Origin of the sequence: Noviherbaspirillum aerium (genome assembly GCF_008929045.1) — a bacterium.
GTDB lineage: Bacteria > Pseudomonadota > Gammaproteobacteria > Burkholderiales > Burkholderiaceae_D > Noviherbaspirillum > Noviherbaspirillum aerium.
In genome coordinates, this window is sequence record NZ_VFAH01000001.1 from 554877 (window position 1) to 566760 (window position 11884).

The 11884-nt window shown below is 61.8% G+C and carries 7 protein-coding genes; 4 read left to right on the plus strand and 3 right to left on the minus strand.

Going from position 1 to position 11884, the window contains the following annotated elements; all coding sequences use genetic code 11:
• Window positions 1-124 precede the first annotated feature (124 nt).
• Entirely contained in the window at window positions 125-1693 is a 1569-nt protein-coding gene (locus FH061_RS02490) for a methyl-accepting chemotaxis protein (protein WP_151632595.1), read from the plus strand.
• Window positions 1694-1994: 301 nt separating this feature from the next.
• Window positions 1995-4157 (plus strand): DUF1631 family protein, encoded by a 2163-nt coding sequence (locus FH061_RS02495; RefSeq protein WP_151632597.1) that lies wholly within the window; start codon window positions 1995-1997, stop codon window positions 4155-4157.
• Between the two features lie 78 nt (window positions 4158-4235).
• Here the strand turns inward: FH061_RS02495 and FH061_RS02500 are convergent, their stop codons facing one another.
• Window positions 4236-5570 carry a hypothetical protein gene (locus FH061_RS02500; protein ID WP_192804873.1) on the minus strand — a complete coding sequence of 445 codons (1335 nt, stop codon included), beginning with the start codon at window positions 5568-5570 and terminating at the stop codon, window positions 4236-4238.
• A gap of 398 nt (window positions 5571-5968) precedes the next feature.
• Here FH061_RS02500 and FH061_RS02505 point away from each other — a divergent pair, with 398 nt between their 5' ends.
• Complete coding sequence (locus FH061_RS02505) at window positions 5969-6535, plus strand: NnrU family protein (RefSeq protein WP_151632601.1); 567 nt, start codon at window positions 5969-5971, stop codon at window positions 6533-6535.
• A gap of 14 nt (window positions 6536-6549) precedes the next feature.
• Here the strand turns inward: FH061_RS02505 and FH061_RS02510 are convergent, their stop codons facing one another.
• Window positions 6550-7449: a LysR substrate-binding domain-containing protein gene (locus tag FH061_RS02510; protein ID WP_151632603.1), complete on the minus strand. Its 900-nt coding sequence runs from the start codon at window positions 7447-7449 to the stop codon at window positions 6550-6552.
• A gap of 89 nt (window positions 7450-7538) precedes the next feature.
• Between FH061_RS02510 and FH061_RS02515 the strand changes: the two genes are divergently transcribed.
• Window positions 7539-8705 (plus strand): mandelate racemase/muconate lactonizing enzyme family protein, encoded by a 1167-nt coding sequence (locus tag FH061_RS02515; protein WP_151632605.1) that lies wholly within the window; start codon window positions 7539-7541, stop codon window positions 8703-8705.
• A 798-nt stretch (window positions 8706-9503) separates the two neighbouring features.
• Here FH061_RS02515 and FH061_RS02520 read toward each other — a convergent pair.
• Entirely contained in the window at window positions 9504-11678 is a 2175-nt protein-coding gene (locus FH061_RS02520; RefSeq protein WP_151632607.1) for a bifunctional diguanylate cyclase/phosphodiesterase, read from the minus strand.
• Window positions 11679-11884: the final 206 nt, after the last annotated feature.

The window sequence follows — 11884 nt, forward strand, 5'->3', positions numbered from 1 at the left end:
AACGTCCGGAATTTCAATTGGCACCGAGCAGTCACGGGACAACGCAACGCATTTCCACCATGCAAGCTTTGTTTTCAAGTGCTATTCTGATTTTCTAATTCCCTTATCCTTTTCAAGCAATCCCATGCGACTCAATCATTTGAAAATCGGCACCCGCCTTGCCTTGCTGGCCGGATGCCTGCTGGCAGCACTCATCGCCATCGGCCTGCAGGCATGGCTGACGCTGGAAGCCGGCCATCGCGCCGAAACCGCCGACCTGCGCAGTGCCACGCAAATGCAGGAAGCCATCAATCAGGCCAGAACGGCGCAGGTGCAGTTCAAGATCCAGGTGCAGGAATGGAAGAACATCCTGCTGCGCGGCGGCGATCCGGCGCTGTTCGCCAAATACCGCGACGATTTCGTCAAGACCGGCAAGCAGACCCAGGATCAGTTGCAGCAGCTCAGGAAGACCATGCAGGACCTTGGCCTGGACATCGCGCTGGTGGACGATGCCGCGAGCGCGCATCGCACGTTGGGCGAACGCTATCTCCAGGCGCTCGGCAAGTATGACAGCGCCAATCCGGACAGCGCCCCCCTGGTCGATGCCGAAGTCAAGGGCATGGACCGCGCACCCACGAAGAAGATCGACGACATCGTCGCCTATGTAGTGGAACAGTCCAGGCGCAAGGCGGAGGCGGCCGCCAAGGCCGCCAGCGTACGCGTTGACAATGCCGCATTGCTGCTGCTGACGAGCACGCTGCTGGCCGCCGTCATCGGTGCGATTGTCACGGTCTGGCTCAGCCGCAGCATCACGCGACCGCTGAGCCAGGCGGTGCAATTCGCGCAGACGGTCGCATCGGGCGACCTGCGTACCCGCATCAACGCCGCCGGCAGCGACGAGACCGCCCAGCTGCTGCGCTCGCTCAGCGAAATGAATGCCAGCCTTTCCCGCATCGTAGCCGACGTGCGCAGCGGCACCGATACGATCGCCGCGGCATCGTCGCAGATTTCGGCCGGCAACCATGATCTGTCGGCGCGCACCGAGCGTCAGGCCAGTTCGCTCGAAGAGACAGCCTCGTCGATGGAAGAATTGACCGGCACCGTGCGCCAGAATGCCGACAATGCCCGCCAGGCAAGTCAGCTGGCCGGTTCCGCATCGGAAGTGGCGGCGCAGGCCGGCGCGGTGGTGTCGCAGGTAGTGCAGACGATGGCCTCAATCAACGACTCGGCGCGGCGCATCGCCGACATCATTTCGGTCATTGACGGCATCGCCTTCCAGACCAATATCCTGGCGCTCAATGCGGCGGTCGAAGCGGCGCGGGCCGGTGAGCAGGGCAGGGGTTTTGCCGTCGTGGCGACGGAAGTGCGCACACTTGCGCAGCGCTCGGCGGCGGCGGCAAGGGAAATCAAGGAACTCATCAGCGACTCCATGCAACGCGTCGAGGCGGGCACCGGCCTCGTCGACAAGGCGGGCGAGACCATGAAGGAGGTAGTAGCCAGCGTGCACCGGGTCAACGACATCATCGGCGAAATCAGCACGGCCAGCCAGGAGCAGACGGCGGGCATCGAGCAGGTGCATGCGGCGGTCGCGGACATGGACGGCACGACGCAGCAGAACGCCGCTCTCGTCGAGGAGGCTGCCGCTGCGGCATCGGCGATGCAGCAGCAGGCAAACAATCTTGCCGCCACGGTGGGCGTCTTCAAGCTTGCATGAAATGAAATGGGATGGGCTAGGCGCGGGCTGGGTCGGGCTGAAATCGGCCGACTTGGCTTTTGCATCTACGCTGCGGTATTGTAAGCGCCTACTTTGCCGCCAAGCCACGCCGGCTCGGATCTGCCATGTTAAAGTACGGCACATTCCGAGCCATGTCATTCTTGCAGTAACGAATCATTACAATTTCATATTTAGGCTTATCTTGCCGTAAGGCAATATTTGAGCAAGAATGCAGCGGTATCCTTGGTAATCTCTCCAACTTCCGGGCCTTCAAAGGCCCGACTAACCTGGCAGTCCTTTCATGGCTTCCCACACTGGCGACGGTGCTCCTGCTGCTTGTGCAATTCCGGCTGAACGACGCGGCGAGATCCTGCGGGAACTCGCGGTGCTGGCGTCGAATGCCGCCAATGCGCAGATCGACGGCCTGACGACCCGCTTGTCGGAAGCCCTGCTGCGCGCTTCGGCGGCCTGCATCGATCCGGCCGATGCGCGCCTGCATTTCGGCGCCGCCAACCTGCTGAAGAAAAACCGCTATCCGTTCTACTACGTCGTCTCCGAACGCCTGGGCGCGGTGCTGACACAGGAAGTCGGCATGGCCGCCAATCCGGAATTGCCGCCGGACGACGGCGGCGACGCACCGCCCACGCTGGACCCGGAAGTCGAGATCGACAAGCGGCTGTCGCTCGTCAAGGTCAGCCGCGCGATCGAGAATGAGCATGCCGATCGCCTGCATGCGCTCGGCATGCGCCTGGGCTGCCTGCTCGGGCGCCATCCGCTCATCACCGCGGAAAACCCGTTCCGCCCGCATGTTTTCCTGGCCGTCGTGCATGACGCCTGGTGCGAATTCCAGCCCGATACCAAGTCCCATCACGTGGTATTCCCGCTGCTCGGCCCCGAGCTCTGCCTCGACATGGGGCCGATACTGCATGCGCTCAACACGGCCCTGATCAAGCTCGGCATCATGCCGCAGCTCGTGCAGGCCAGCCGCGACGCCGACGGCGTGGCCGCTGCCGGCGAGATCGAGGACCCGGAGAATGAAGAGCTGCTGCCGCGTCTGCGCCGGCTGTTTCCCGACAGGGAACGGAAAACGGCCGACCGGCCGCTGAGCGGCGGCTTTCCCTCGCTGTTCGATGACGATGCCGTTGTCGCCAGCGTCGCCCGCAATGCGCTGCTGGGCTACCTCACCGGCTTCGACAAGCACCGCGCCGGCCCGCCGCCGGCAGGCCTGCTCGACGAGATCCGCCGCAACGCGCCGCGCGATGCGCTGAGCGAAACCGACGACAATGTGCTCAGGCTGTTGGCAAAGGTATTCGAAGTCGTGCAGGCTGATTCCCGCATCGCGCCCGAACTGCAGAAGATTTTGCGCGAATTGCAGCTGCCGGCACTGAAAGCGGCGATGGCGGACCAGACATTTTTCTTCAAGCGCAGCCATCCGCCGCGCCGCGCCATTGAATTGCTGGTCGGCCTTTGCGGCGGCTGGGAGCCGGGCCTCGGACAGTCCGATCCGCTTTACCTGCTGATCGAGCGCAGCATCCACCGCATTGCGCAGGATGCCGATCGTCGCCCCGCCGTATTCGCCGAAGTCGTCGCCGACCTGGAGGCGTATCAGCAACGCGAGCAGACCGCGGCAACGCAGACACTGACCGCATCGATCGCCAGCGCATTGCAGCAGGAAAAAATGCTGGAAGCCGAGCGCGCCGCCAGGCATGAAGTCGGATTGCGCATCGGCACCGGCGAAGTGGTGGCCTTCGTCGAAGCCTTCCTGCAGGAGAGATGGGTGCCGGTCCTGACCCTGGCCTACAGCGTGAAGGAGGAAAAGCCGCAGGCGGTCGACAACGCGCTCAAGACCATGGACGACCTGGTGTGGAGCGTGAAACCCAAGATCACGCCGGAAGAACGCAAGGAACTGCTGTCCAAGCTGCCGGCGATCGTCGCCTCGCTCAATAAATGGCTGGACGTGATCCGCTGGAATGACGACGCGCGCACCAAGTTCTTCAGCGACTTGGCGAAATGCCATGCCTCCATCGTGCGGGCGCCGGTGGAGCTGTCTCCGGAGCGACAGCTGCAGATGGCACTGGCAGTGGCAAAACATGCGACCGAGCGCCGCCTGCGCAAGCAGGCCAATGCGGTGCCCGAGCCGGCGCCGGATGAATTCGATGCGCTGGTGGCCGGTCTGGAGCAGGGAAACTGGGTCGACTTCGGGCGCGAGGACCGCACGCGCAGGCTGCGTCTCGGCTGGGTCAGTCCGCTGCGCAACCTGTATGTGTTCGCCACCCATGAACGGCGCGAAGCGCTGTCGCTGACCGCGCAGGAACTGGCGAAAGCCATCCGTGAAGGCCGCGCGCATGTCGCGCCTGGCGCGGGACTGATCGGCAAGGGATTGGCACAGGCGCTAGGCGTCGAGCGCGGCCAGGCCAATGCCAGCAATGCCGACGCCAACATGGCCGACAAGTCGGCAGCCTGACTGCCTGGGCGACGCACCGCAAAAGACACGCAGAAACGCATGCGGGCACCCGAAGAGGTAACGCAATGGCAAGTTCTATCATTTCGTTTTCGAAGTGAAACGATGTATCGCCATTTCATATACAGAGGTATCGATGTGATATCCCATCAGCATGCCGGGCCTGGGATTGTCGCGTTGACGCATGGGCACCGGTTCGTCGCCCAGCAACATGGAGTTGCCCTGAGCATCCTTCGCCCATTGGAATGTGGCGGCATCCCCGGGCTTGACATCGAGCTTGAGGTGAACAAGGCCCGGATGCTTGAATCCCATCCCTTTCAAGTGGCTTAACAGGCTCTTGGCCGGCGCCTTTACGTTATCCAGCGTAATGGCAATGCCGCGCGGCGCACGGTAATCATATCCATGCGGCGCTCCCCTGATTGCATCTGCTGCTTGCTTGTTATTGAGCAGCACGGGGTCGAGCAGCACCATTGCTGGCTTGTGCTGGCCTGAACCGCCCCGGCTTTCATAAGCTGCCTTGAAGTACTGCGCATAGGCCCCTCCCAATGAATGACCGGCAACCATATCAACGTTCAGAGTCCCTTTTTCTGACAAATCGGCCAGCACGGCCGCGGCCTCCTTCACCTCGGCAAATGTATCGCCACGCGCCCTTAGCACTGAGTTCATGATCTCCCGAGTGTCGCGCCCGATCCGGCCCCTGAAAGCCAAGGCCTGCGTGCGCTCCTTCCAGCCCGACGCCGCCCGCGAGCTGTCGAAATACAGCGCCAGCGTGGGCCGCTCATGTCCGCTTACCATGACGATGTCCATGTTGGCGTGCTTCTTGGCTTTTTTCAACATGCTCGCCTGTTCGGGACTCATGCCGAGATTTCGTTGAAATGCCGGATGATCGAGGTTCTCGTCCTTGATGACGGCCATGCGGACCTCCTGTTGAGGCACGAAACCATGGGGGCTCGTGGACTGGTTCAGCACGCAATTGACAAGCTCGAACATCTGGTCAAGACGGCCGGCGATGCTTTTTTCGAGGCGGTGGAGATCCTGCGTCCACGGAATGTTCAAGGCCGAGGTCATCGCCGTGATTTCAGCGGAACTAAGCTGGGTGATGTCATCGGCATAAATCTGCCTTTCGGAAGGCAGGCTGTTTATCCTGACTTTTTCATGCAGCGGCGCTTTCATATCCTTGTGCGCATTCGCATTCGCAACGGGATCTTCCTTCGGACTCTGCTTCAACATGCCATGCAACCGGGAAGCCATTCCGTTGCCCGCGTTGCGCAAACGCGCCTGCGTGGGTGCCGTTGTCGAACCGTAGGAAGCAGCCTGCGGTTCCGGTGCCGGCGCTGACGGCTTTTTTTCCTCTATGCCAGGCAAGGAGATCGAAGAGGACGGCTTGGAAAAGCGCGGACATTGAAACCAGTTCATCGCTGCCCATCCTTGACTGTAGGTCGTCCGGCGAAAAGCGAGTGCTCACCGAGCCGCCGGCGCAGTGCGAGTACGGGCGGCGAGGGCAGCGATTCGTCAGGTAAGAGCATGAGGTCACATTTTAGAAAGCCTTTGCAATATATGTGTGATCACACCATGGATGCGTTCCACCCTATCTGCGCGGTCATGAGCAAACAGGCTGAATCTCCCGGCCATCAGAGTGCCTTGCCGAATGCCCGTGGCCGGTTTCCGCAGTCCCGAACCATCGAAAATGCCGAAGGTACAAGCAATGCGTCCTTGACATATATTCATGAATTGGCGTCGCATACGGATATGGTGGTGCTCGCCGCGTCCGAACGGTCCGGCAGCATCATTCCAATAACTCGCAGGAGGGCTTCATGGCATTACTGATCGCAGGCATCGTATTGTTCATCGGCATCCATCTCGTTCCCGTGCTGACCGGGCTGCGCAACGGCCTCTTCCGCAAGCTTGGGGAGAAGCGCTACAAGGCGGTGTTTTCGCTGGCATCGGCACTCGGCCTGGTGCTGATCATCATCGGGTATGCGCGCGCGCCGTCCGAGCCGCGGCTGTTCGCGCCGTTTCCTGCCGCCGTCATGGCGGCGCCGCTGGTGATGCTGCTGAGCTTCGTGCTGTTCGCATCGGCCAACATGAAGACTTACATCCGTAGCCGCCTGAAGCATCCGATGCTGCTCGGCCTGCTGCTATGGTCCGGCGTGCACCTGCTGGCCAACGGCGAATTGCGCGCCACGATCCTGTTCGGCGCCTTCCTCGCCTATGCGGTAATCGACCTGATTTCCGCGACCAGCCGTCATGCGGTCAGGCAGTTCACGCCGGTGGCGCGCCAAGACCTGATGGCGGTGACGGGCGGCGTGCTGCTGGCGCTTCTGGTGATGACTTTCCACCGCCAGCTGTTCGGCGTGGCGTCGGTGCCCTGGGGAAGCTGATAGATTTCCGCGATTCATCCGGTCTCGAATTCCGCCGCCAGGAAATCGATGAAGGCACGTACCTTGGCCGGCAGGTTGCGGCGGCTGGGATAGAACACGAACAGGTCGGCCGGCGCCAGCGCGTAATCGGGCAGCACGATGCGCAGCCGGCCGCTTTGCAGATACCTGGCAACATCCCACTCGGAACGCACCAGAATGCCGTGGCCTTCCAGCGCCCAGTTGAGCACCACGTCTCCGTCATTGCTGGAGAGCGTGCCGCCGACTTTCACCGTATCGGTCCGGCGCCCCTTCTGCAGCCGCCAGATGCCATGCGCATCGTCATTCTGGCGGTGGACGATGCAGTTGTGGCTTGCCAGTTCATCGGGCGTCGTCGGCTCGCCGTGCTTCTTCAGATAGGACGGCGCGGCGCACAGGAAACGCTTGTTCGACATGATGCGGCGCGCGCTCAGGCGGATGTCGGGCAATTCCCCGAAACGGATGCCGAGATCGAAAGCTTCCTCCACCAGGTTGATCGGCCTGTCGGTCAGCTGCAGCTGGACCTCCACATCGGGATAGTGCCCGGCGAATTTCGAGACCAGCGGCGCGATGGTGGTGCGCCCGAAACCCAGCGTCGCATTCACCCTCAGCAAGCCCTGCGGCGCATCGCGGCTGGCGCGCAGCTGCTCCTCCATGTCGCGCATCGCTTCCAGGATACGGCTGGCATGTTCGAGGTACAGCTCGCCCTCGCTGGTCAGGCTGAGGGTGCGGGTGGTACGGTTGATCAGGCGCACGCCGATCCGCTGCTCCATCTGCGCCAGGCGCTTGGTGACGGCGGGCGGGGTGATGTCAAGTTCGCGCGCGGCGGCGGACAGGCTGTCCTTGCGCGCCAGCACGGCGAAAAATGCCAGTTCGGAAAGATTGTCGTTCTTAACCATGGGTGAAAGATACTTTAATAATAGGGAAATTATACGCAGCCGCTGCGGAGCTACACTGGCGCTTCCCTGATCCTTCCTTCGAGAACGCCATGAAGATCGTTGAAATCCGCGAAAAGACCCTTCCCATCAGCTCCAGCATCCGCAATGCCTACATCGACTTCAGCAAGATGACGCTGAGTCTGGTGGCCGTGATCACCGATGTGATGCGCGACGGCAAGCCGGTGGTGGGCTACGGCTTCAATTCCAACGGCCGCTACGGCCAGGGCAACCTGATGCGAGAGCGCTTCATTCCGCGCATTCTCGCCGCCGACCCGGCTTCGCTGATCAACGACGACGGCAGCAATCTCGATCCGCACAAGATCTGGGACTGCATGTTCACCAATGAAAAGCCGGGCGGCCACGGCGAGCGCTCGGTTGCCATCGGCACCATCGATATGGCCATCTGGGACGCGGTGGCGAAGATCGAGAACAAGCCGCTGTTCCGCCTGCTGGCCGAGCGCTATGGCGACGGCACGGTCAACAAGGACGTGTTCGTGTACGCGGCGGGCGGCTACTACCATCCCGGCCAGGACCTCGATGCGCTCAAGGATGAAATGCGCAGCTATCTCGACCGCGGCTACACCGTGGTGAAGAAGAAGATCGGCGGCGCCTCGCTCGATGACGACCTGCGCCGCATCGACGCCGTGCTGTCGGTGCTGCAGGACGGGCAGAAACTGTGCGTGGATGCGAACGGCCGCTTTGACATGGATACCGCGATCGCCTATGCGAAGGCCCTGTCGCAGTACGACCTGTTCTGGTACGAGGAAGCGGGCGATCCGCTGGACTTCGAACTGCAGGCGGTGCTGCGCAATTATTACGACAAGCCGATGGCCACCGGCGAGAACCTGTTCTCGATGCAGGATGCGCGCAACCTGGTCCGCTACGGCGGCATGCGGCCCGACCGCGACTGGCTGCAGTTTGACTGCGCGCTGAGCTACGGACTGGTGGAGTATCTGCGCACGCTGGACATGCTCAAGCAGCACGGCTGGTCGGCCAGCCGCTGCATTCCGCATGGCGGGCATCAGATGTCGCTCAACATCGCTGCGGGACTGGGGCTGGGCGGCAATGAATCGTATCCCGACCTGTTCCAGCCCTTCGGCGGATTTCCGGATGGGGTGCGGGTGGTCGACGGGCGGGTGACGATGCCGGAGTTGCCGGGGATCGGGTTTGAAGGGAAGGCGAATTTGTATGAGGAGATGCGGGCGCTGAGCGCTTAGTATTTCTTCGGGCGGGAAGCGGTTGGTGCAGGCACGGAGGCCTGCATTAGAGCGCTTTCGGTTTGACTGTACTGACGATGCCGGAACATTTGCTCGCAGTACTGCGTTGTGTCTCCTTGCCATGGCCCCGCCATGTCGCGTCACCACGCCTTGTCCTGCGCTCAAATCTTCTCGGCCTCGCCTAGTCCAGTCAAGCCGAAAGCGCTCTAGCGTAACAGGAAGGCTTTTCCGACAAAAAGGGAGGCCATGCCAACGCATAGAGGCTGTCGAAAATCCCCTTTTGACAATGCCAAAAGAGCGGGCGCCAAAGCGGAAAAAGAAGCGCGGATGTCTGAGCCGCAGGCGAGTTTCCGCGCTTCCCGCTTTGGCGCCCGCTCTTTTGGGGACCCCGAAGGGGCATTGGCAACGGGGTCGCCTTTCTTTGCCTACTTTCTTTGGCGAAGCAAAGAAAGTGGGTGGCCCGCCGGGGCCAGACCCGGCCAGCATCCACGGAGAGACCAACGCTCAAACACGCTATGAACGACTGTGCTTAGTGTGGGCAAGAAACTAATCGTTAATTTCCGGCTGTGACTTATCAATTCATCAACCTCTCCGTGGATACTTGCCGGGGGTGGCCCGGCGGCCACCTACTTTTCTTGTCTCGCCAAGAAAAGTAGGCAAAAGAAGGCGACACCTCTACCGCCGCCCCTGCGGGGTTCCCAAAAGAGTGCGACGCCAAGCGGGAAGCGCGGAAACTCGCCTGCGGCTCAGACAGTCCGCGCTTCTTTTTCCGCTTGGCGTCGCACTCTTTTGGCGTCGTTAGAAGGGGATGCTTAACAGCCTCTTTGCGCTGGCCTGGTCTGCTCTATCAAGCAGTGATTCCGGTATGTGTCTGAGGCACATCTCCCCAAACACCTCCGCCTCCACCGGCCCCCCAAAATAAAACCCCTGCACCTCATCACACCCGTTCTCCATCAAGAACCTCCGCTGATCTTCCTCCTCGACCCCCTCCGCCACCACCCGCAGATTCAGAATATGCGCCAGTGAAATCACCGCCTTGACGATGGCCGCGTCATCCTGGTCGGTCGCGATGTCGTGAACGAAGGAGCGGTCGATCTTGAGCGTATCCACCGGGAAGCGCTTGAGATAATTCAGGCTGGAGTAGCCGGTGCCGAAATCATCGATCGAAATACGCACGCCCAGCTCCTTGAGCTTCCTGAGGATGGCCAGCGAATTGTCCACATCGCGCATCAGCACGGTTTCCGTGATTTCCAGTTCGAGGCAGCCGGGAGCCAGGCCGGTGGACTGCAACACATCGGCAACCAGGTCGACGATATCGTGCCTTGCCAGCTGGCGCGGCGACAGGTTGACCGAGATCGGGATGCACGGGCGGCCGGCGCGCTGCCAGGCCACATTCTGCACGCAGGCCGCGCGAAGCACCCACTCGCCGATGGCCATGATCATTCCGCTTTCCTCGGCGAGCGGGATGAAGCTGGATGGCGGCACCAGGCCGCGCACGGGATGCCGCCAGCGCAGCAGGGCTTCGGCGCCCACCACGCGACCGCTGGCGAGATCCACCTTGGGCTGGTAATGCAGCAGCAATTCCTCGTTGCTCAGCACCTGGCGCAAACTGTTGAGCATTTCCAGCCGCGCGGTGGCATCGAGGTTCATGGCGGCGGTGAAGTATTCGAAGTTGTTGCGGCCAAGTTCCTTGGCCTTGTACATGGCCGAGTCGGCATTGCGCAGCAGGGTCTCTGCATCCTGGCCGTCATTCGGGCAAACGCTGATGCCGACGCTGCAGGTTACATGCAGGTCGATGCCGTTGTGCGTCCAGGGTTCGGCCACCACGGCGATGATGCGCCGCACCGTATCGGTAACGGCCTCGATGCTTTTCTGCTGGGTCAGCACCAGGACGAACTCATCGCCGCCCTGGCGCGCCACGGTGTCGGTGGCGCGCACGCAGGACTTCAGCCTCGCGGTCACGACCTTGAGCAGCTCGTCGCCGGCCAGGTGCCCAAGGCTGTCGTTGATGAACTTGAACTGATCGAGGTCGATGAATGCCACCGCGGTGATGCCGTGCGTGCGCTGGCTGCCGTGAATGGCCTGCTGCAGGCGGTCGTACAGCAGGTTGCGGTTGGGCAGGCCGGTCAGCGCGTCATGCGTGGCCTGGTGGCGTATCCTGGCTTCGTACATCCTGCGTTCGGTGATGTCGACCACCGTGCCTTCGAAGAACAGGATGCGGCCATGCCCGTCACGCACGGCTCTCGCATTCTCGGAAATCCAAATGAGATTGCCGTTGCGCTGCCTCACCTGGGATTCGAAATTGATGACTTGACCATGGCAATTCATCTGATCGAGGAAATCCAGGCGGCGGCTGCCGTCGACATACAGTTGCTGGTCGATGTCGCGCAGGGTGTCGATCATCTGCTCGGGCGACGCGTAGCCGTACATGCGCGCCAGCGCGGGATTGACCGCGAGATAGCCCATGTTGGGCGTGGACTGGAAAATGCCTTCGACCGCGTTTTCGAACAGGCTGCGGAAACGCCGCTCGGCCTCGTGCAGCGCCTGCTCGGATTGCTTGCGCCGGGTGATGTCCTGGATGAACCCCTCCAGCGCGATATAGCCGCCGCTGCCGCCGCGCACGCCGGTACCCATTTCCTGTACCCAGCGCACGGCGCCATCGCGGCGCACGATACGGTACTCGATGCTGAAACGCTCGTTGTTCTCCAGTGCGGCATAGATGCAGTCGCGCACCCGCATGCGGTCTTCCGGGTGGGTAATTTCCTCATAGGCGAGCCCGCCGGTCGTGAAAATTTCCGGGGAATGGCCGGTCAGCGGTTCGCTGCCGGTGCTGAGAAATTCCATCGTCCGGTTCTCGTCGATGCGGCAGCAATACAGCATGCCGTCGAAACTGGCGAGCAGCTTGCCAAGCAGGCGCGCCTCCCCGGCCATGCCGGCGGGCAGGGATGATGTCGTGTCTGGCGTCGTTGCCATTGGGCGTGTCCTTGTATGCGGGTTGAAGCGGTTCAGCCCGGCCTTCGCAAAAAGCCGATTTCCCTTAAGCAATATCGATGCCATGCTCCAGGCCGTGGATTCCAACGGAATACGACAGCCATTGCGGCGGTGCCTGCAAGTTGATGTAACGTCATGCACTGTCGTAGTGCGTCCCCGGATCGGGCGGGGGAGCTGGAGCAAACCTG